Source organism: Psychrobacillus sp. FSL H8-0487 (assembly GCF_038008385.1).
GTDB lineage: Bacteria > Bacillota > Bacilli > Bacillales_A > Planococcaceae > Psychrobacillus > Psychrobacillus psychrotolerans.
Window position 1 is genome coordinate 930,892 of sequence record NZ_JBBOZA010000001.1, and the last position, 20,019, is coordinate 950,910.

The following is a 20,019-nucleotide window of genomic DNA, read 5'->3' on the forward strand; positions in this document are numbered from 1 at the left end:
CATCACACCCGATTCATTTACTTCTCCACAAAGTATCGACTAGGACCAGAACCATGGGCTATCAAATCCATACTATTCAACATGCGCGATGCAGTATACTTTGAATCTATCATGCAAAATCTACGAAACTCTTTATTGGTGATTTTTCTATCAATTATCCGAAAGTAATCTCTGACAGCTGATTTATGGGCATAGCGATTATTTTTTCCACATGCCATACAACGCCACGTAGTATTCACACGTCTCATCCCCAAAACCCCACAACCAGGACACTCCACGCCTAGCCGAATCTCACTCACATTAATTAGATAATATTCACAAAGTGGAGGATACTCATAAGCGGACCTATTCTCCTCCAAAAGCTTCCCAACAACATCTAACTCTTCAACAGAAAAACTATTCTCACCACCAGAATTATTGTAAATCTGTGTCACTCTCTCAACCATACTCTCTAACTTATAAATGGGATAATGGGTAGGTTTTTGCATTATGCGGCAGGACTTGGCGGTCATGATGACAGCACCAGTCACTTTCATCTGTGGAAGGTTATTACGTAGAAATTCTTTCATGAAGCGAATATGTCGCATCAATTGAAAATACGGATTAGAAATGGGGGTCTCTGTTCCATTCTCTTCTTTATAAAAATCATCTAACTCTTCATTAAAATACAAGCGTCCACTTATATTCTTTGACTCGAGAACTATACAACATCGGTCGGTCACTACAAGGCAATCTATCTGCACTTTCCAATCATCCAGCACCAAACAGACATCCGAGAATACACGAAACTTACCGGCCAACCGCAACTCTCTCAGCCTCTTAAAAACCCTCTCCTCTCCGCGAACTCCAGCATCCATTTTCCGAATCTCTTCACGAATAAATTCAGAAGACGGAGATCCATCATTCAACCTTTTGAACAACGCAAAATGTCCACTCAATCCTTCAGCTCCTTTCTACCTATATCTTACATTCCAATACCGGAATATTCTACCTATTTTAAATGGGAACTTAATAATTGAGTTTTCGTCCTAATTATGACAAAATAACCTTCAGCAGGAGGAGACATATATGAAAATAATCCAAGCCATTACACTCGCGGCCTTCACACTAACGCTGGCAGCTTGCAATAGTAACGACGAAACAGCGCAAAACGCTAATTCCGCAACCGACATCGCTCCAACGAACACACAAACGACAACGGATCACGGTGCAGAAGATAAAAGCGAAACCAATATAGGCTTCGAATTGTCAGGTGACAATATTGAAGAAGCAACAAATGTACCAGAAAAAGAAAAAACGGCATTACTCGAATCTTTCACGGAATACATGGAATCATTTAACGCAGAAGACCCAGAACGCTATATGAACACAATTTCTAAAAATCCAGAAGGCTTCAACTACGACGCTGAAAAAGTCAAAGTAGAAGAAACGTTCAACGACTTTAACACAATCCGTACTGCTGATAATATTACGATTATTGAATATGATAAATCACAAGCTCAAGTATTCTCCAATATCCATACTTCTTTTGAACAAATGGACACAGGTGCTAAACTTGAACAGAACGGACGCCAAGTAACTGTATTCGTCAAAGAAGATGGCAAATGGCTAGTTTCTAGCGTCTACTATATAGGCGAAACAACTGAATAACAACGTATTCCCCAGACATATATGATAAATATCATGTTTGGGCTTTTTTATGCTATCATTTCTACCAATTATTCAGTAAACTACAATTAGGAGTGTGATTTATTAAATGAAGACAGCAATCGTAACCGACAGCACCGCATATATCCCGAAAGAAATTCGTGACCAACTGAATATTCATATGGTGCCGCTAAGCGTTGTCATCGGAAATGACACCTATCAAGAAGAAATAGACATTAACACCACAGAATTCTACGATAAAATCCGTAAAGGTGGAGCGCTTCCAAAGACATCCCAACCAGCCTTAGGAACTTTTATCGAAACATATGAAAAACTAGCAAAAGAGAACGACGCAGTTATCTCTATCCACCTATCTAGTGGCATCAGCGGAACGCTTGCCGGAGCAGAACAAGCAGGAGAAATGGTAGCTAACCTCGACGTACGAACGTTCGACACTGAAATTTCCTGTATGGTACAGGGCTTCTACGTACTTAAAGCAGCTGAAATGGCAGAGCAAGGTGCTTCACCGGACGCTATCCTACAAGAACTAAACAATATGAAACAAACGATGCGTGCATACTTTATGGTCGACAATCTAGACCATCTTCACCGCGGAGGAAGACTAACTGGCTTCGAGCGCGTCATCGGTTCCGTACTGCAAGTTAAACCGATTCTACACTTTGAAAACAAAGTCATCGTGCCGTATGAAAAAGTTCGTACGCGTAAAAAAGCGATGAAACGTATTTCGGACATGCTTCAAGAAGACTCAAACAAATTCAACATAAAAGCGACAATCATTCATGCTAACTACGAAAACGAAGCAATCGCATGGAAAGAAGAACTTCAAGCAACAATGCCAAACGTAGACTTCACGATCAGCTACTTCGGTCCTGTTATCGGTACACATCTTGGGGAAGGGTCCATGGGTCTTGGTTGGTACAAGATTAACTAATGAGGAGAATGCTCATGAACAAACAGCTCCAACAATTTCTAACTGGCCGCATATGGCTTCGCGAACACACCCCATTCCCACGCGAAGTCATCGACGCCCACATCGACTCCGGTCACATCCACCTAAAACCTGGTGTCCTCACAAAATCAGATTCAAACCTTTTTTGGCAATCAAACATGAACACCTGCAACAGATGCCACAATACGAACCCATCCTTATTTCACTCATTCAACTGTGCCCGTTGCAACAAAATTTGTACGTATTGCCGCCACTGTATCCGAATGGGGCGGGTGAGTAGTTGTTCTGAATTACTCCTTTGGGACAAGCAGCATGCTCGCAGCGCGAACGCACATGTCTTTAAATGGAACGGCCAGCTTACACCTCTCCAACAAAAGGCAAGTGAAGAACTACTCAATAGTGTCGAGCAAAACCAATCCCACCTAGTCCATGCAGTATGCGGAGCAGGAAAAACAGAACTCCTATTTCCAGCAATATTTGCATGTTTACAAGCTGGAAAAAGAGTTTGCGTTGCTGCACCAAGAACCGATGTAATTTTAGAGTTATTCCCTCGATTCCAGAAAGTCTTCCCAAACACAACAATTCATGAACTGTACGGTGGCTCACCTGACCAACATGATTTCGCCGAATTAGTACTTGCAACAACACACCAACTCTATAGATTTGAAAATGCCTTCGATGTCGTATTTGTCGACGAAGCAGATGCCTTTCCTTATTATGCTGATGAAACCCTCCAAAAAGCAGTTACTAAAGCCGCAAAACAAGACGCTGCCATTCACTATGTAACAGCCACTCCTACAAAATCATTAAAAACAACCAACCAATCTATACTCACAAGAAGATATCACGGCTACGACCTTCCAGTCCCTAAATTTGTAAGTTTATGGGGTTACGCTAGACAACTCAAAAAAGGAAAAATTCCTTCGAAACTACAAAACTGGATAAATGAAAAAATAGAAACAAACACGCCTTTTCTTATCTTCTTGCCTACTATCGAAATGCTAGAGAACTTCCCAGGTGATTTACCAAGGGTTCATGCAGAGCACCCAGATAGGAAAGAACTAGTGATGCAATTACGCGAAAAGAAAATCCCGGGCTTATTAACAACGACCATATTAGAAAGAGGAGTTACGATTGAAAACGTGAATGTAGCTGTAGTTGGAGCAGAGCAGCTCATCTTCACCTCCAGTGCGCTCATTCAAATAAGTGGACGAGTCGGTAGATCAGCACAGTATCCAGATGGAGACATTACTTTCTTTCACCACGGAATAAGCAGAGAAATGGATAAAGCGCAAGATGCGATAGAAGGGTGGAATCAATCATGACGTGTTTAATTTGTGGCACACTTTACCAACCATCAGCAACTTGGTCCAAGCTATTTTTATACGAGTTGGATTCTTCTACCTGCAAGAGATGCTTCGCAAAATTTGAAATCTCAAAGTCGACCATCGATTTTACCGATTTCCTAGACACTCCTTATGAAGGAGCAGTAGACTCAGTCTTTTGTCTATACACTTATAACGAACCGATGAAAGAATATCTACACCAATACAAATTCCTCCAGGACGTTGCATTAGCAAAAGTATTTTCTGGGAAGTTACAACAAGCATTTCAGAAGAATGGAGGCATTGTCGTACCCATTCCAATGCACCCAGAAAAGCTAAAGTTACGTACATTCTCCCATGTGGACGAGCTCTTAAATGCAGCACAAATTCCTTTTCAACATGTACTCACCAAAAAAACATCCGATTCTCAAGGGAAGAAAACAAAAAAAGAACGATTAAAAACAACAAACCTCTTCGAAGTAATAGGTATCATCGAAGCAACAAATTATATTTTATTCGATGATATTTACACAACTGGTGCTACCATCCATCATGCAGCAAAGATTTTAAAGGATGCAGGGGCCAAAAGAGTCGAAGTAATAACTTTAATAAAAGGGTAACTTGCCGATAAATAAAGTAAGAATAATATTTGGAGGTAACAACATGGGTGAACTAAAAAATTGTCCTTCATGCGACGAGTTTTTTAACTATACGGGATTGAGAGAAGTATGTAACAACTGCGCAATGAACGAAGAAAAACTGTACGAAACTGTCTACCGCTTCCTTCGCAAACGTGAAAACCGAGCAGCAACAGTAGAAAGAATTGTAGAAGCAACTGGAGTAGAAGAGTCATTACTACATAAATGGGTACGAAAAAATCGTCTTCAACCAGCCATGTTCCCGAACCTAGGCTATCCATGCGATAACTGTGGGAAAATAACACAATCAGGTAAACTATGTATAAAATGTACGGACGAATTAAAATCCGGTCTTCGTCAATTTGACGCAGCAAAAGAATTCCGCGAAAAAGTGTCTCAACAAGAAACTGGGACTTATTATTCAGACAGCAAGAAAAAATAACTCTCACCTTGTGTGGGAGTTTTTCTATGGGATGATAAAAGAAATTAAAATTGAGTTCCACTCAATAAAGCATGAGTATAACTCAAGCTCCTGATAGTTCCTTCAAAAGACCTTCTAATTCCACTAACCCCTTTAATTCCCAAGACCTATTCCACACAAATCGTTCAAATTACTCTAAACAATTCATTTTTCATGCCGAAATAATACATAGAGACTTCGAAAAGAAGAGGAGGACGAAATTTATGAAGATCACAAATATTGGTGTAAACCAAGTAAATCCATACAAACGCAATCAACAACAAGCTGAAAAAGTACAAAATACAACGAAAACAGCTGCAGATCAATTGGAAATTTCGTCTGCTGCGAAAAGCATGCAAACAAAATCATCTGTTGAAGTACAACAAGCGGAACGAGTGGCAGCTATAAAAGCTGACATCGACGCAGGAACTTACAAGGTAGATGCGAAACAATTAGCATCGAATATCCTGGATTACTACCGCTTATAAAAGGAGCTTACACACATGTCCATCGTTAAAATCATGCAGTCACTTACCAAACTAGATATGCTCCACAAAAGCTTGCTAGAGGTTGCATACAAAAAAACAGAAGCTATCAAAACGGGGGACATGGACAGTCTAAACCAACTGCTCAAGGAAGAGCAGGCACATGTAGCAGGCATTTCACAGCTTGAACAACAGCGTCAATCAGAGGTAACGGATTACCTTCGAGCAAAAGGAATTGCTCCTACTGACAACCCAACTGTTGCACTTGTCTTAGAAAATACCAACACAGACGAAGAAAATGCTCAACTAACAAAAACACGTAACAATCTATTGTTAACATTAGATACATTAAAAAACCAAAATGATTTGAACCAAAAACTAACAATGCAATCACTACAATTTGTTAACTTAACATTAGATGCATTAAGACCAAAGCCTGATCAAATAAACTACTCGAGATCTGAAGTACAAAGTCCCTCAAAAGACAAAGTTTACTTCGACTCACAAGCATAAGGAGGCGAACCCATGGGCTCAACATTTATGGGACTAGAAACAAGTAAACGCGGACTATACACACAACAATCCGCACTATATACAACTGGACATAATATCTCCAATGCAAACACGATAGGCTATTCTCGCCAACGAGTGAACATGGAAGCGACATTAGGATACCCAGGGACAGGTTTAAATGCACCAAAAATCCCAGGCCATCTTGGTACGGGTGTGCAAGCGCATTCTGTTCAACGTATTCGTGATTCTTTTATAGATACACAATATCGTCAAGAAGCCAATAAGTTAGGGTACTGGGAATCAAGATCTCAGGCAATCACACAAATGGAAGACGTGTTAAACGAACCTTCCGAATACGGATTAGCCAAATCGATGGATGAATTTTGGAAATCACTTCAAGACTTAAGTGTAAATCCAGAAAACGGGGGAGCTCGTTCTGTAGTAGTACAACGTGGGGTCGCAGTAGCTGATTCCTTCAATTACTTTTCCAAATCAATTTCACAAATCCAAGAAAATGCAGGTAAAGAAATCGGAATTTCATTAAAAGATGTAAACTCGATTTTAGAACAAATTGCTAGCATTAACGAACAGATACAAGCGATTGAACCAAACGGCTATATGCCAAATGACTTGTATGATGTTCGTGACACGTTGCTAGATGAGTTGTCCACGTACTTCCCAATCGAAACTAGTAATGTTAAGTCTGGTGGTAATTCCTTAGCTATTGCAGAGGGTTCTGTGACCGTATCTTTGAAATTAAAAGATGGTACGTCCCTAAAATTGATTGATGGAAAAGACTTTGCTCAACTACGTAATACTGGTCCAAGTGAAACAGATGGAGTGACACCAAAATCAGCAATCGAAGGCTTTCATATTGTCAGAATAGACATTAATGGAAATGATGTCCCTCTTAATAATAATTGGACGGATGCTGGAGCAGCAGTAACTCAAAATATCAATTCCTTTAGCGATTTAGGCAAACTTAAATCACTTGTAAATTCATATGGTCAAGTCACAGGCGATCCAGCAGCACCTGTAAAAGGATTATATCCAGATATGCTTACAAAATTAAATGAAATGGCGAAAGCATTTGCAGAGGAATTCAATAAAATTCACATGGGTGATCCAGCTAACACTACAAAGTATCCGCAAGGTTCAGATATTTATGGAAACCAAGGTGGAACTTTCTTTATTAATAAAGATGATAAAAGCGGAGCAGGAATAACTGCTGGAAATATCTATATCTCTTCAGATATTATTGCAGATCCAGGTAAAGTTGTTGCTTCTGATTCCAAGCCTGGAGATATTGAACCAGGTAACGGAAAGTTTGCATTAGTTCTAGCAAACATGAAATTTGCTAGCTTAGGTGACTTAGGAAATGTAAGTGCTCAAACCTATTTTGAAGGTCTTATCGGTCAATTAGGTGTAGACGGTCAACAAGCTTCCCGATTAGCTTTCAACTCAGCAACGCTGCAACAAGCAGTAACAGAACGTCGTGCCTCTGTTAGCTCTGTGTCACTGGATGAAGAAATGACAAATATGATCATTTTCCAACAAGCCTACAATGCATCGGCACGTATGATTACAGTAGTAGACGAAACATTAGACAAAATTATCAACGGCATGGGCCGTGTGGGATTATAATAGGGGGAACTAAACATGCGTGTAACCCAATCAATGCTATCGAATAATATGTTACGTAACTTATCAAATAGCTATAATAAAATGGGGAAACTTCAAAATCAAATTGAGACTGGGAAAAAAGTGAATCGTCCATCTGATGATCCAGTGGTGGCGATGAAGGGAATTGGCTACCGAACAGCCTTAGATAAAGTAGAGCAATTTCAACGTAATATCGGAGAAGTAAACAACTTATTAGACAGTTCTGACGATGCATTAGATAAAGTAGGCTCAGCTTTACACCGGGCCAATGAACTAGCAGTAAAAGCTGCCAGTGACACTACCACAGCAGATGATCGTGCAAAAATCGAAAGTGAGTTAGACCAACTCAGAGCACATATTCAAAACATTGCTAACACAAAAGTTGGAGATAAATATATTTTTAGTGGAACTAAGACGACAACACCTTTATTTGATGAAAAAACAGGTGAATATCCGACAACAAATTTAGATGGATTTAATAAAGATATTGAAATAGAAGTTTTCGATGGGATAACACTTAAAGCGAATACAAATGTAATTGATGTATTTAAAAATATCGATCAAATGTTTCAAGATATAAAAGATGGTAATGTCGACTACAGTGAGGCAATCGGCAAAATTGATGAACAAATGAATGGAGTTCTAACAACACGTGCTGACATTGGAGCTCGTCAAAACCGTGTAGAACTAATGAATGATCGATTGCAATCACAAGAGGTAATTGCTACTAAACAAATGTCTGAAAACGAAGACATTGACTACGAAAAGGCAATTACTGAAATGATTACCCAAGAATCGATTCACCGTGCCGCCCTGTCAGTAGGTGCTCGAATCATTCAACCAAGCTTAGTAGACTTTTTACGATAATATGAATGCGAAAGCGTCTATCTCAGCTCCGACAAGTAAATGGGGAGATTCATAGTCCAACACCTTGGACGTAGAAGACTCCCATTTAACCTCGAGGAGCTAGACGCTGAAGCTAGACAATAACAAAAGCGTTTGGACATATGCTCCAAACGCTTTCTTTAAAGGGTGAGAAAAGATGAATATCCCAAAACTCCAAATAAACTCAACAAAAGCACAAATCAGTTTAAATATACAAAAACCAGTGCAAAAAATTGAACAACCAAGTGCAAACCTAGATTTACAACAACCAAAAGCAATACAAACGATGAAAACAACGAAACCACAACTTTCGATAGACACGGAGCAAGCTCGAGCTGATGTCGATCTAAAAAGCGCCAGAAGAAGAATTGAAGACTTTGCTACAGAAGGGCGTCAAGGTGTATCAGAAGGTATCGCCAGACGTGCGCAGCAAGGAACCGAATTGATGAAAATCGAAAACGGCGGAAATCCCATAAAATCACATGCCCAACAAACGGGAAGACAACCCTATTCTTCCTTATCCATCAAATTCATTCCAACTCATGGTAGTGTAAAGGTCAACTTTCAACCGGGAAGTGTGGATATAAAAGTAGAACCACAACAAGTGATTAATAATACAACAACCAATAAGCCAATTCAAAACTATACACCAGGAAAAGTGTTAGTGGGAATGCAACAGCACGCATCCATTCAAATAGATTGGCTTGTATAAATAGATAGGAGTAAATTATATGAATCTCAAAACAGCATATTCAGGAGAGGTAGTGATTGATTCTACCGATATTCTTAAATTCGAACACGGAATTCCAGGATTCGAAGCTGAAAAAGAATTTGTATTACTTCCCATAGAAGATAATGAGGAGTTTACTGTCTTACAATCTTTGAAAACAGAAGAATTGGCATTCATTGTTACAAATCCTTATAACATCACGATAAACTATAATATTGAACTTGACGAAGCAACGGTACATGCTCTTCAAATAGTGGAACAAAAAGAGGTCGCTGTCTTTGCAATTGTATCCTTGAAAGAAACGATTGCAGAATCGACTGTAAACTTAAAAGCACCTATTATTCTAAATACATCCAACAAAAAAGCTAAACAAGTAATCTTAAACAATGAAGAGTACAGTATTCGTCACCTCATATCTTCAGAAAGTAAAAAGGGGTGATTAAATGCTAGTATTATCCCGAAAAGTTGGGGAAACGATTTGGATTGGGGAAGACATCGAAATCGTAATCTCAGAAGTAAAAGGCGAACAAGTAAAAATAGGAATCAGAGCACCGAGAAGTATTGATGTAATTCGTGGCGAATTAAGACAGGATGTGTCTACTTCTAATACTGAAGCAGTACTAAAAAACATGGACATTTTTAAGCCAAAAAAATAACAATTTATTAAATCGACAAAAAGATTCGAAAAATTTTATAAAACTATTAAACAATGTAAAAACATTCCGATACTATCTATGTAAGCAAGAAAAACGGGGTCCGGCCGGCTCGGTTCTCTTGTCTCATACAAAAAAACAAACCACTGCTCACAAGGAAGTGAGCAACACATTCCAAGGAGGAACTAATAATGAGAATTAATCACAATATCGCAGCACTTAACACACACCGTCAGTTGAACAGTGCAACTACTGCACAGTCTAAATCAATGGAGAAACTAGCGTCAGGTCTTCGTATCAATAAAGCTGGGGACGATGCAGCTGGACTAGCAATTTCAGAGAAAATGCGTGGACAGATTCGCGGGTTAGACCAAGCTTCTAAAAACTCACAAGATGGTATTTCTATGATTGCAACTGCTGAGGGTGCATTAAATGAAACTCATGACATTATGCAACGTATGCGTGAGTTGTCTGTTCAATCTTCAAATGATACAAATACAGCTGAAGATCGTAAAAATATTCAAGACGAAGTAAAACAATTGGGTGAAGAAATACAACGAATTGGTGAACAAACAGAATTTAACACAAAAAAATTAATCAATGGTGATATGGGTGCTGGTGTTAGTACTTCAACAACTCATGCTCTTACAGGCTCTTTGGAAAGTACAATGGGCGATGCTACAGCATTAAGTGGCCTTCTTGATGCTAATGGTAATAACTTGCAGTTAGCTGTCGGTGATAAGTTCACAATGACATGGTCAGAAAACGGTACTCAAAAGTCTGCTACACACACTGTAGGGGCCTTAACAGAGACTTTAAAAGATGTAACTGATAAAATTGCGGCTGATGCATCAGTGGCTTCTGTTGCCACAACTGCAGGGAAAATGGTTGTAACTTCTGCAACTGCTGGAACTGCAGGTCAAATAAATGGTCTTTCAATTTCGGTTACTAGTGCAGATGGAACAAGAAAAGAAGCTGCATCAAATGCCTTGTCTAACTTCACTACTACAACGGAAGCAAAAGATAAACGTGCGGATGGAAGTGCTGATTTTCAAATTGGTTCAAATCAAGGACAAACTCTCAACCTATCAGTAAATGATATGAGAGCAAGTACTTTGGGAGTAAGGGACCTTCAAGTTGGCTCAAAATCTCAAGCTGGAACTGCAATTAAAGTATTAGATCAGGCTATACAAAAAGTGTCTGTTGAACGTTCTAAACTCGGTGCAAATCAAAACCGTTTAGAACATACAATAAACAACTTGAACACTTCTTCTGAAAACCTAACTGCTGCGGAATCTCGTATCCGTGACGTAGACATGGCGAAAGAAATGATGAACCAAACTAAGAACTCTATTCTTTCTCAAGCAGCACAAGCAATGTTGGCTCAAGCTAACCAACAACCACAAGGCGTACTTCAATTACTTCGTTAATCATCGCCCCACAGCTTAGATTAGCTAAAAAATAGAGACTCTAGGGAATTTTCCTAGGGTCTCTTTTTATGCACTCTCATTCTCTAATACAGGCTGTCTGTAAGGGGGGTTATTCTTCATAATACTAAATACTATGTTTACGAGTCTTCTTTCTACATAGACCATAGCTTGTTTCTTCTTACGCCCCTCTTTGATTTTACTTTGATAATAATCATACATGATTGAGTTCATATTTTTTCTTATTTGTGTTAAGGCAAGGGAGTAAAAGGCTTTGTTAAGTTCTCTGTTACCTAATTTGTTTGAGTAATTTCTTTGGCTTTCCCCCGAACTGTGTTCAAGTGGAGCTATTCCAGCTATTCCAGCTAATTTAGCTAGTTTATTTGCCTTAGGAAACCTATTGACATCTCCAATATTGGCTAAGAACGTAGGTGCCAGTACTGTATCAATACCATTTATAGTCTTGAGCGGATATCCTGTTACGTCGATTAAGTTATCAAGGGTTTTATCAAGACCATGAATCTGACTTTCTAGATGTTCGAGGGAATTTATGAAAGATATCACACTTTCATTTTGTTCCTTCTGATAACCTGTCTTATTCCAGCCGCTATTATCAATAGCTAATAGTAACTCTTTTGCCTTCTTTTTAGGTACTGATTTATTAAAATTTTTTAGTTCTTCTATCAGTTCTCGCTCTGTGACCCCTTCAAGTAAGTTTGGTGAAGGATATTTCTTGAAGAAACCTTTTGCCGTTTTACTTTCTAGATCCTTAAAAAATTCTTTATGCATGGGGTAATGATGAACAAGGATATTCTGAAGTGACATTTTGAAATTGGCTTGTACACGTAATTTTTATGACTTACTACATTGAAACCTAGGCGGTCGTCCTTCTTGTTTCGTAGATAGTCATCTACTGTCATCTGCTAAATAGGTTGATTAAAAAAACTATGCTATTTCATGAATCCTCTTCCATACATGGTAAGAACATATATCTTATGGAAAATATAGGTTTAAACTATTCCTGAAGTGACGATATAACTACTGGTAGGAAATTCATTAGTTATTTGTAATGTTATGGATTAAAAATTTCTAGGAGTGTTGTTATGACGAAGAAAAAAACAATTAAGAATCAATCGTTTTTAGTTCCAATGTGGGTATTTATATTAACTATTTTTGAAAAACTATCACTTTTTGCTTTGATTGGATTTTTATTACCTAAGTTAAGAAGAAAGTATTGGTTTGTTGATAGTTGGGTAATTGGAAATTTACTTCTTTCAATTATTTCAGTGTATTTAGTCTATTTGCAAATAGTTCCGCATTATTTATCATATTGCTTGATGATTTATGGGTTTATTCGAGTATTTGAAATTTTTATTTATCAACTGAATGTTTTGCTTGTTCATCCTTTTAGACATGAAAATCCAGCTAGTTATTCACTTGTAGGATATAGGAGAATGACAATAGCTCTTGTACATAATTTTTTTGAAATTGTCTTTTGGTTTGCTACGACATATGTGGTATTTCAATTTTCTTTTGATACCTCACTAGAGAATCTAAACCCTTTCATTCTTATTTATTTTAGTTTTCTAACGATGGTGAGTTACACTAGTAATTTGGATAATAATAGTTGGACATTATTAGCTACGATTGTTCTTCATTTCCAAGCATTAATCGGTTTATTTATGACTCTTCTTTCACTAGCTAGGTTTATATCTTTATTACCTAGGCCAGGTACACTTGATATTTCTGAGCAAGAACAAGATATGAAGGAGCATATTAGTCGTATTGAACAAAAGTTAGAAGAGGTGAGAAGACAAATGATAAAGTGATTGAACGTAAAAATGGAATAAATGCATGTAATAGTACAAAGAAAAAAGGCTATAAATTGGTATGAATATTAAGTGGTATGACATGTTTTATTAAAGTTTGCCGGAGGAAATAAATGGTGAAGTATTTAAGGCCTTTTTTCAAAAATTAATAGTTTAATAGCACAAAGAGGATTGCTTGGCTATGGGGAAGATTTGAAGATCATGTAAATGACGGTTATTTAAACTAAATTTGCAATATATCACTACTGTTAACAGTAATTTTTTTTAGTAATGAGTTGAATAAATATAAATTAGATATTAATCTTATAGATGCGGAAAAATCAGGTGGGATAAGAATTAAATTAAACAAGACATATAATAGCAAAAATCGGACTTTGAAACCTACTAGCACTGGGGAGTCCGTTTTTTGTATTTTATGAGATTTTTAATTAATCATCCTTTCTTGTTAAGATAATTTCTAAAGAACCGATATAAACAATAAGATATATACTCAACAAGGAGGCAAGATCCGTATGGTCAATCGAATTTCTGATTCTGTTGTAAATATTCCACAAAATACATCTTTAATAACAGCTGGTATTGAACCGGTTGTACCCGTTTCTACAGAAAGTGAAAATAACTCACTTTCAAAGGGAAATGCTGAACAAGAGTATTTACCTGCTGAAAAAGCGAAAAAAATGGCAGATAGTATGAATAACTTTTTGGAGACAACTAACACCGAATTACGATTCAAGTATCATGATGAGTTGGAAACCTATTATGTGACATTGGTAAATTCAAAAACAGATGAAGTCGTTCGAGAAATTCCTTCAAAAAAACTGTTGGATATGTATGCGGCTATGTGTGATTTTGTCGGATTATTTGTAGACAAGAAAATATAAAGGGTTGGTGATTTCGTGCGTATTACTGGATTAGCAAGTGGTATGGATACTGAAACAATGATTAAAGATATGATGAAGGCTCAGCGTATTCCTTTAGATAAGATAATGCAGAAGAAGCAATACATGGAATGGCAAAGAGATGATTATCGAGCAGCAAATAAAAAACTATTTGATTTTCGTAATTTAACAAGCGATACTATGTTGCGTCAATCTACTTATATTCAAAAGACGGTGACTAGTTCAGCACCTGATGAAATTAGTGTGAAAAATGTAAACTCGACAAGCGATTTCACTGGGAAGATTAAAGTGAAACAGCTTGCGGAAGCAGCTACTATGCAGAGTACTGATCGAGTTTTAGCTTCTGATGCTGATTTGACTAAAAAACTAAAAGATTTGAATGTTCAAGTGCCCTCTACATTCACAATAAAAGCGATAAAAGAGGATGGAACGTTAGATAAAGTTGGTTATGAAGTTAAAATTGATGAAAACTCCACTATGCAAAGTGTGTTGGACGACATCAACAAAAGTTCGGGTGTGAATGCATTCTATGATTCCTTTACTGGAAAGATGGCATTTACTGCAAAAAATAGTGGTGAGATTGCAAATACAATTGGACCGGATGGAACTACTATTATTAACAATCCATCAGAGATTGTAGTCGAGGGAGATACTAATAATTTCTTGAAATTTGATACAGCAGTAGCGTCAGAAGGTAAGAATGCAATTTTTGTTTACAATGGTTTAGAGACACAGCGTCAATCTAATACTTTCCAAATCAATGGATTCGAAATCACATTGAAAAAAGCAACCCAAACAGACATTACATTTAGTTCTGCACCAGACACAGATAAAATTCTTGAATCAGTGACTAAATTTGTAGATCAATATAACAAGTTAATTGAGAATTTAAACAGCGAAATTCGCGAAAAAAAATATAGGGACTTCCAACCTTTATCTTCTGAAGAAAAAGCCGATTTGAAAGATAAAGAAATCGAACTTTGGGAAGAAAAAGCGAAAAGTGGAACGCTAAGGAATGATAGTGTTATTTCCAGTGCATTAAGTCAATTGCGTACTGCTTTGAATTCAGCTGTTGGTGGAGTAACGGGGGCCGATAGATTAAGTGAAATTGGTATTACAACTTCTAGCAACTATATGGAAAATGGAAAATTGGTGATTGATGAAGAGAAGTTGCGTAAAGCAATTTCAGATGATCCTAACCAGGTGTATGAACTTTTTGCAGGGGATGGTGCTACGGATTCAGAGAAAGGTTTGGCTAGAAAATTAATAGCTACTTTAGATGATACGCGTAAGAAAGTTATTGAAAAAGCTGGTACGGATACAGCGGTAAACACTACTTTCTCACTTGGACGTACATTAAAAGGCTACGATGATCAAATTACCCGTTTTGAAGCTCGCTTAGAAATGGTTGAAAGTCGCTATTATAAACAATTCTCGGCTATGGAATCTGCAATACTACGCGCGAATAGCCAATCTTCCTATTTAATGAATGCATTTGGCGGCGGTCAATAATAAATAATCTACAATCGTTACAAAAAAGAGGAGTGTTATCATGGCTGTGAATAACCCATATCAAGCTTATCAACAAAATAGTGTGACCCAATCTACACCGGGTGAGTTAACTCTTATGCTATATAATGGCTGTTTGAAGTTTTTGAACCAAGCAAAAAAAGGGATAGAAACAAAAGATATTGAGTTAAAAAATACGAATATCCAAAAAGCACAAAATATTTTACGTGAGTTAATGATTACGCTTGATCAAACACAAACTATCTCACAATCAATGGCTAGTTTATATGAATACATGATTAATCGTTTAATAGAAGCAAATATTAACAATGATGCTTCTCTTGTGGATGAAGTATATGCATTAACAACTGAATTTCGTGATACATGGAAACAAGTGATTCAAATAAATCGTCAAAAACAATATGGCTCCACAGGTGAAATATGATACGAGAGAGTCTAAACACCTGGAGAAATGTTACGGAACAGCTAGTACGTATTCTAGATGAGCGAGAAGAAGAAAAGCGAGATGCTATTATTTCTCAAATAGATGAGTTATTGAACCAACGTGATGTATTACAAGCGTCCATTCAAGAACCTTTTACAGATGAGGAAAAGACATTTGGACAAACGCTTCTTTCATTAGAAAAGATTCTTCAAGCAAAACTAAAAGTGTATATGAAAGATATACGTTTAGATATTTCTGACCAACAAAAAAAGAAAGTTTCGGTCCACGCCTACATGGATCCTTACAATAAGGTGTTCCGAGACGGTACTTTTTACGATAGTAAAAAATAAACAAACCGGCATTAGCTCATGCTTGTGCCGGTTTTTTATATTTACATATGAAATGGAGCTTTACAATGACAACTTTAACAGAAGAACAAACACATTTAGTTCGAGAATATACAGAAATGCTTGTGAACGTTGATGAAGCATTTGAATACGTGGTAGCAAGTTTTTCAGATTACGCTAAAACAGAAGGTGACCTTATATTAAGCGACATTCTTTCTGCTTTTGTTCAACTTATACAAGTGAATGAGGACTTAACGACTATTTACCATGAAAATATGGAAGTGAAGAACTCCATTATTAATTTCCAAGAAGTTATTGGTGCAGCTGAGAAGCTAAACGGTATTTTTGAAAAGTCTCAGGAAAAACAAGAGGTAGTTCAACAATATCTATACCCAGCATATAAAAAGTGGTATGAATCTATTCATCCACAATTAGTCGTATATACACAAGTATAAAATCAAACCCAATGAGGAAGAATCATTGGGTTATTTTTCTATCTTCAAAACTTATACTCCTTCAACAACCCCTCCAACTTCAAAGCCAGCCCAATACTCCCATCCACCTTCAACTTCCCAAACATAAAAGCAGTAGTGCTATTCAAATCTCCTGCAAGTAGTTTCATAAAGTCTTTCGAGCTTAATGTTAACTTACAATCTGCCTTGATCGAAGTGTCGTCCGAAACTTCAGCCGTTCCATTGGCTAAGATGAGCTGTTTCACACTTGGATGATCTCCAGTTAAATGAAACTCATAACGTACATTTTCATTTTGAATTGGTGCGGGGTTTTCATTCATCGTTGTTTCGATTAGTTGCCAAGTTTCGTTCATATATAATCTTCCTCTCTATTTGTGACTGAATATTCATTCATATTTAATTTTCTCATATTCGTCTCTTTTTGGCGAGTTAATATTTCCTGGGAAATTAAAAAATAGTAATGTGATTAGTAAGTAGAAATGTTATTATAAATATAATAGTTAAATAGAAGGAGGGTCTTTATGTTCAAGAAAGTGCTAATAGTAACAGTCTTACTTATTTCCTTTGCATCATCTGCTAGTGCTAATACCTTATATGAAGTTAAAAAGGGTGATACCCTATCGAAAATAGCTAAGCTTAATAAGGTGACAATCAATGATATTCGTTCATGGAATAAGTTGACGAAGGATAGTGTTTACATCAAACAAAAGTTAGTAGTGAAAAAGCCCGCTGTTGCGACTAAAACTCCGGCAAAGGTTGTTACTACTAAACCTGTTGTAGTTACTAGTACATCGAAACAGGAGACAGTAGTTACTCCAGTACAAGTAAAGGATGCACAGCTGATCACTGCACCATTCCAAGAACAAGAAAAGAGTTTATCTGGTAAGGGACAAGCTATGTATCCGTTAATAGTAGATTTTGCAAAACGTCTAGAAGGCATACCGTACGTATATGGTGGTTTTACAATGTCGGGGTTCGACTGTAGTGGATTTATTTATTTCTTACATACACAAGCTGGTTTAGATATTACGAGACAAAGTAGTGAGAGTTACTTCGCACAAACATCTGTTGTTTCGATACCTGTTGTAGGGGATTTAGTATTTTTCCAAAATACATATAAACAAGGAATCTCTCATATGGGAATTTACATAGGTGATAATAAGTTTATCCATGCGGGGTCTAAAGGTGTGGAAGTGACGAGTTTAGATTCTTCTTATTGGAAAGAACATTTTATTTCATTTAATCGATTTAATGCATTAACTGTGAAGTAAGGTCAAGGGGGATTAGACATGAAGTGGACTATCGGTAGGAAGATGTGGCTAGGGTTTGTTGCTATTTTAGTATTATTAATCATCGTTTCGGTTTTATCGGTTATGACGATTATGGATACCAGTGATAAATATCGATTTTTGCTAGATGATCGAGTAGTTAAAGTGAATCTAGTAAAAGATATTGAGTTATCTCAAAAAGACACGTCCGGAGCACTAATGGATTATTTACTATTTACTACAGATGCATCCAGAGCAAGTGTAGAGGAACATCAACAAATTACGAATAATTTAACTGCTGAATTACGTAATAAGTTGTTTTCAGAAGAGACGTTAGAGATGATGACAGAATTTGAAAAGAAAAATGATATGTTTGCGGCTATTAATGCAGATGCGATTAAAGCGAAAATGGAAAAAGATACTGCGGCGGTCAATAAACTTACTGCAAATGCGAAAACTACAAATGCAGATGCGTTAGTAGTACTAGAAGAAATTGAAAAGTTTTTACAAGACGATATGGATAAAACTAGAGAAGAGCTTACTAGTTATGAATTTGGGGCAAAAGTATTCGTTAGCTCCTTAGCGGCATTAGGTGTTTTACTAGGTGTTATACTTGCATACTTTATCAGTAGAAGTATCTCAGCACCCGTGAAGCGTGTTACGGCAGGCCTTACAGAAATTGCAACAGGTAACTTATTAGTTGATCCTATTGTGATTAAAAATAAAGATGAAGTCGGCGAAATGGCCACAGCATTTAATACAATGTCTAAAGACTTAAGAGATATTGTATCAGGAGTACGAGATTCTTCTATCCAGCTTGCTGCTAATGCAGAGGAACTTTCCGCTAGCTCAGAAGAAAGCTTAGCATCTTCTCAAATGGTAGCGAAATCTGCGGGAGCTCAAATGGTCTCAAGTGAACAGCAAGTGCATCATATGGATTCATCGGTTCAGTCAATGACAGAGCTATCACAAGGCATCAGTCAAATTTCTGTTAGCAACGAAGAAATGCTAGTGGCTGCAAATGATGTACAAAAACTAGTTCATACAGGATCTGATGTTGTATCAGATGTTGCTAAACAAATGGATACTATTCACACAACATTTACTGATACGACTATAATTATGAAGAATATGGCGAAGCATTCCAATGATATTCAGACGGTTACTGCTTTAATAACGGATATATCAGAACAAACGAATCTATTAGCATTGAATGCCGCAATTGAAGCAGCAAGAGCTGGTGAATATGGTAAAGGCTTTGCAGTTGTAGCCGATGAGGTGCGTAAACTTGCAGAGCAATCTAAGAACTCTGCTACAGAAATAGCTTCTATGGTTCAACTGATTCAAAGTGCATCAGGTGAGGCTGTTCATGCTATAACAGATGGTGGCGAGAAAGTGGAAGCTGGTATCGCTAAAACAACGGAATCCTTAAAGGTATTCCAAGGCATTGAAGAGGCTGTTGGAGAAGTAGGTCTTAAAGTAGAATCGGTTTCTGCAGCTATTGAGCAAATACAAGCTATGGCGGAGTCTGTTTCACAGGGCGCGATAGAAGTACAGCGACTTGCAACGCTTGCAGCAGATGGAGCTAATGATACTAGTGCAGCGACAGAGCAACAAATCGCTGCAAATGAAGAGATTTCATCCAATGCACAAGCATTAGCGGATCTTGCTGAAGCATTACAAAATAATGTGAGTCATTTTAAAATTTAAATTAAAACTGTCTATCCTATGTCATTTTATATGGCATAGGATATTTTACTATATTTTTTCAAAATATATGTGTCCAAATACCCTCCTGTTATGTATAATGATATAGTTACATTAGAATCATATAATACTAATATAAATAGGAAA

The 20,019-nt window shown here is 37.2% G+C and carries 24 protein-coding genes; 21 read left to right on the forward strand and 3 right to left on the reverse strand.

Annotated elements, in window-relative coordinates; genetic code table 11:
* Positions 1 to 17 precede the first annotated feature (17 nt).
* Entirely contained in the window at positions 18 to 938 is a 921-nt protein-coding gene (locus tag MHI47_RS04410) for a nuclease-related domain-containing protein (protein ID WP_340829790.1), read from the reverse strand.
* A gap of 130 nt (positions 939 to 1,068) precedes the next feature.
* Between MHI47_RS04410 and MHI47_RS04415 the strand changes: the two genes are divergently transcribed.
* The 13 genes from MHI47_RS04415 to MHI47_RS04475 all read left to right on the forward strand — a co-directional run bounded on the left by MHI47_RS04415 (position 1,069) and on the right by MHI47_RS04475 (position 11,398).
* Positions 1,069 to 1,650 carry a nuclear transport factor 2 family protein gene (locus tag MHI47_RS04415; protein ID WP_093537273.1) on the forward strand — a complete coding sequence of 194 codons (582 nt, stop codon included), beginning with the start codon at positions 1,069 to 1,071 and terminating at the stop codon, positions 1,648 to 1,650.
* 106 nt (positions 1,651 to 1,756) lie between these two features.
* On the forward strand, positions 1,757 to 2,599 hold the full coding sequence (locus tag MHI47_RS04420; RefSeq protein WP_340829791.1) for a DegV family protein: 843 nt from the start codon (positions 1,757 to 1,759) through the stop codon (positions 2,597 to 2,599).
* Between the two features lie 290 nt (positions 2,600 to 2,889).
* Entirely contained in the window at positions 2,890 to 3,942 is a 1,053-nt protein-coding gene (locus MHI47_RS04425; RefSeq protein WP_340829793.1) for a DEAD/DEAH box helicase, read from the forward strand.
* Positions 3,939 to 4,562: a ComF family protein gene (locus MHI47_RS04430; protein WP_340829795.1), complete on the forward strand. Its 624-nt coding sequence runs from the start codon at positions 3,939 to 3,941 to the stop codon at positions 4,560 to 4,562. The genes MHI47_RS04425 and MHI47_RS04430 overlap by 4 nt, the downstream gene beginning before the upstream one ends.
* 43 nt (positions 4,563 to 4,605) lie before the next feature.
* Complete coding sequence (locus MHI47_RS04435) at positions 4,606 to 5,022, forward strand: TIGR03826 family flagellar region protein (RefSeq protein WP_340768528.1); 417 nt, start codon at positions 4,606 to 4,608, stop codon at positions 5,020 to 5,022.
* A gap of 242 nt (positions 5,023 to 5,264) precedes the next feature.
* Positions 5,265 to 5,528: a flagellar biosynthesis anti-sigma factor FlgM gene (flgM, locus tag MHI47_RS04440; protein WP_340829797.1), complete on the forward strand. Its 264-nt coding sequence runs from the start codon at positions 5,265 to 5,267 to the stop codon at positions 5,526 to 5,528.
* Positions 5,529 to 5,543: 15 nt separating this feature from the next.
* Positions 5,544 to 6,038 carry a flagellar protein FlgN gene (locus MHI47_RS04445; RefSeq protein WP_340829799.1) on the forward strand — a complete coding sequence of 165 codons (495 nt, stop codon included), beginning with the start codon at positions 5,544 to 5,546 and terminating at the stop codon, positions 6,036 to 6,038.
* Positions 6,039 to 6,050: 12 nt separating this feature from the next.
* The gene (gene flgK, locus MHI47_RS04450; protein WP_340829801.1) at positions 6,051 to 7,682 is read left to right on the forward strand and encodes a flagellar hook-associated protein FlgK; all 1,632 of its coding nucleotides are present in this window, start codon (positions 6,051 to 6,053) and stop codon (positions 7,680 to 7,682) included.
* A gap of 15 nt (positions 7,683 to 7,697) precedes the next feature.
* The gene (gene flgL / locus MHI47_RS04455) at positions 7,698 to 8,567 is read left to right on the forward strand and encodes a flagellar hook-associated protein FlgL (RefSeq protein ID WP_340829803.1); all 870 of its coding nucleotides are present in this window, start codon (positions 7,698 to 7,700) and stop codon (positions 8,565 to 8,567) included.
* A 175-nt stretch (positions 8,568 to 8,742) separates the two neighbouring features.
* Complete coding sequence (locus MHI47_RS04460; RefSeq protein WP_340829804.1) at positions 8,743 to 9,297, forward strand: DUF6470 family protein; 555 nt, start codon at positions 8,743 to 8,745, stop codon at positions 9,295 to 9,297.
* Between the two features lie 19 nt (positions 9,298 to 9,316).
* Entirely contained in the window at positions 9,317 to 9,754 is a 438-nt protein-coding gene (gene fliW / locus MHI47_RS04465) for a flagellar assembly protein FliW (RefSeq protein ID WP_340829806.1), read from the forward strand.
* A 4-nt stretch (positions 9,755 to 9,758) separates the two neighbouring features.
* Complete coding sequence (csrA, locus tag MHI47_RS04470; RefSeq protein ID WP_340829808.1) at positions 9,759 to 9,971, forward strand: carbon storage regulator CsrA; 213 nt, start codon at positions 9,759 to 9,761, stop codon at positions 9,969 to 9,971.
* A 188-nt stretch (positions 9,972 to 10,159) separates the two neighbouring features.
* Positions 10,160 to 11,398: a flagellin N-terminal helical domain-containing protein gene (locus MHI47_RS04475; RefSeq protein WP_340829809.1), complete on the forward strand. Its 1,239-nt coding sequence runs from the start codon at positions 10,160 to 10,162 to the stop codon at positions 11,396 to 11,398.
* Between the two features lie 66 nt (positions 11,399 to 11,464).
* Here the strand turns inward: MHI47_RS04475 and MHI47_RS04480 are convergent, their stop codons facing one another.
* Positions 11,465 to 12,220, reverse strand: a complete 756-nt coding sequence (locus MHI47_RS04480; RefSeq protein WP_340829811.1) for a transposase — start codon at positions 12,218 to 12,220, stop codon at positions 11,465 to 11,467.
* Positions 12,221 to 12,498: 278 nt separating this feature from the next.
* Between MHI47_RS04480 and MHI47_RS04485 the strand changes: the two genes are divergently transcribed.
* The 6 genes from MHI47_RS04485 (at position 12,499) to MHI47_RS04510 (ending at position 16,879) form a co-directional block, all read left to right on the forward strand.
* Positions 12,499 to 13,224, forward strand: a complete 726-nt coding sequence (locus tag MHI47_RS04485) for a hypothetical protein (protein WP_340829813.1) — start codon at positions 12,499 to 12,501, stop codon at positions 13,222 to 13,224.
* Between the two features lie 512 nt (positions 13,225 to 13,736).
* Positions 13,737 to 14,105, forward strand: a complete 369-nt coding sequence (flaG, locus tag MHI47_RS04490; RefSeq protein ID WP_340829814.1) for a flagellar protein FlaG — start codon at positions 13,737 to 13,739, stop codon at positions 14,103 to 14,105.
* Between the two features lie 15 nt (positions 14,106 to 14,120).
* The gene (locus MHI47_RS04495; RefSeq protein WP_340829815.1) at positions 14,121 to 15,635 is read left to right on the forward strand and encodes a flagellar hook-associated protein 2; all 1,515 of its coding nucleotides are present in this window, start codon (positions 14,121 to 14,123) and stop codon (positions 15,633 to 15,635) included.
* A gap of 40 nt (positions 15,636 to 15,675) precedes the next feature.
* Complete coding sequence (gene fliS, locus MHI47_RS04500) at positions 15,676 to 16,077, forward strand: flagellar export chaperone FliS (RefSeq protein WP_340829816.1); 402 nt, start codon at positions 15,676 to 15,678, stop codon at positions 16,075 to 16,077.
* Entirely contained in the window at positions 16,074 to 16,427 is a 354-nt protein-coding gene (locus tag MHI47_RS04505; RefSeq protein ID WP_340829818.1) for a hypothetical protein, read from the forward strand. The genes fliS and MHI47_RS04505 overlap by 4 nt, the downstream gene beginning before the upstream one ends.
* A 65-nt stretch (positions 16,428 to 16,492) precedes the next feature.
* The gene (locus tag MHI47_RS04510) at positions 16,493 to 16,879 is read left to right on the forward strand and encodes a hypothetical protein (RefSeq protein WP_340829820.1); all 387 of its coding nucleotides are present in this window, start codon (positions 16,493 to 16,495) and stop codon (positions 16,877 to 16,879) included.
* A gap of 44 nt (positions 16,880 to 16,923) precedes the next feature.
* Here MHI47_RS04510 and MHI47_RS04515 read toward each other — a convergent pair whose 3' ends face one another.
* Positions 16,924 to 17,250 (reverse strand): SCP2 sterol-binding domain-containing protein, encoded by a 327-nt coding sequence (locus tag MHI47_RS04515; protein ID WP_340829822.1) that lies wholly within the window; start codon positions 17,248 to 17,250, stop codon positions 16,924 to 16,926.
* 168 nt (positions 17,251 to 17,418) lie between these two features.
* On the opposite strand from MHI47_RS04515, the gene MHI47_RS04520 reads away from it, so the two are divergent.
* The gene (locus tag MHI47_RS04520) at positions 17,419 to 18,168 is read left to right on the forward strand and encodes a C40 family peptidase (RefSeq protein WP_340829823.1); all 750 of its coding nucleotides are present in this window, start codon (positions 17,419 to 17,421) and stop codon (positions 18,166 to 18,168) included.
* An 18-nt stretch (positions 18,169 to 18,186) separates the two neighbouring features.
* The gene (locus MHI47_RS04525) at positions 18,187 to 19,875 is read left to right on the forward strand and encodes a methyl-accepting chemotaxis protein (protein WP_340829825.1); all 1,689 of its coding nucleotides are present in this window, start codon (positions 18,187 to 18,189) and stop codon (positions 19,873 to 19,875) included.
* The last annotated feature ends 144 nt before the right edge of the window (positions 19,876 to 20,019 follow it).

Coding starts and splice junctions, on each gene's coding strand:
- MHI47_RS04480 (WP_340829811.1), bottom strand. CDS start 12,220: ATGTCACTTCAGAATATCCTTGTTCATCATTACCCCATGCATAAAGAA.
- MHI47_RS04420 (WP_340829791.1), top strand. CDS start 1,757: ATGAAGACAGCAATCGTAACCGACAGCACCGCATATATCCCGAAAGAA.
- MHI47_RS04525 (WP_340829825.1), top strand. CDS start 18,187: ATGAAGTGGACTATCGGTAGGAAGATGTGGCTAGGGTTTGTTGCTATT.
- fliW (WP_340829806.1), top strand. CDS start 9,317: ATGAATCTCAAAACAGCATATTCAGGAGAGGTAGTGATTGATTCTACC.
- csrA (WP_340829808.1), top strand. CDS start 9,759: ATGCTAGTATTATCCCGAAAAGTTGGGGAAACGATTTGGATTGGGGAA.
- MHI47_RS04510 (WP_340829820.1), top strand. CDS start 16,493: ATGACAACTTTAACAGAAGAACAAACACATTTAGTTCGAGAATATACA.
- MHI47_RS04435 (WP_340768528.1), top strand. CDS start 4,606: ATGGGTGAACTAAAAAATTGTCCTTCATGCGACGAGTTTTTTAACTAT.
- flgM (WP_340829797.1), top strand. CDS start 5,265: ATGAAGATCACAAATATTGGTGTAAACCAAGTAAATCCATACAAACGC.
- MHI47_RS04515 (WP_340829822.1), bottom strand. CDS start 17,250: ATGAACGAAACTTGGCAACTAATCGAAACAACGATGAATGAAAACCCC.
- MHI47_RS04415 (WP_093537273.1), top strand. CDS start 1,069: ATGAAAATAATCCAAGCCATTACACTCGCGGCCTTCACACTAACGCTG.
- flaG (WP_340829814.1), top strand. CDS start 13,737: ATGGTCAATCGAATTTCTGATTCTGTTGTAAATATTCCACAAAATACA.
- MHI47_RS04445 (WP_340829799.1), top strand. CDS start 5,544: ATGTCCATCGTTAAAATCATGCAGTCACTTACCAAACTAGATATGCTC.
- MHI47_RS04505 (WP_340829818.1), top strand. CDS start 16,074: ATGATACGAGAGAGTCTAAACACCTGGAGAAATGTTACGGAACAGCTA.
- flgL (WP_340829803.1), top strand. CDS start 7,698: ATGCGTGTAACCCAATCAATGCTATCGAATAATATGTTACGTAACTTA.
- MHI47_RS04475 (WP_340829809.1), top strand. CDS start 10,160: ATGAGAATTAATCACAATATCGCAGCACTTAACACACACCGTCAGTTG.
- MHI47_RS04430 (WP_340829795.1), top strand. CDS start 3,939: ATGACGTGTTTAATTTGTGGCACACTTTACCAACCATCAGCAACTTGG.
- MHI47_RS04520 (WP_340829823.1), top strand. CDS start 17,419: ATGTTCAAGAAAGTGCTAATAGTAACAGTCTTACTTATTTCCTTTGCA.
- flgK (WP_340829801.1), top strand. CDS start 6,051: ATGGGCTCAACATTTATGGGACTAGAAACAAGTAAACGCGGACTATAC.
- fliS (WP_340829816.1), top strand. CDS start 15,676: ATGGCTGTGAATAACCCATATCAAGCTTATCAACAAAATAGTGTGACC.
- MHI47_RS04460 (WP_340829804.1), top strand. CDS start 8,743: ATGAATATCCCAAAACTCCAAATAAACTCAACAAAAGCACAAATCAGT.
- MHI47_RS04485 (WP_340829813.1), top strand. CDS start 12,499: ATGACGAAGAAAAAAACAATTAAGAATCAATCGTTTTTAGTTCCAATG.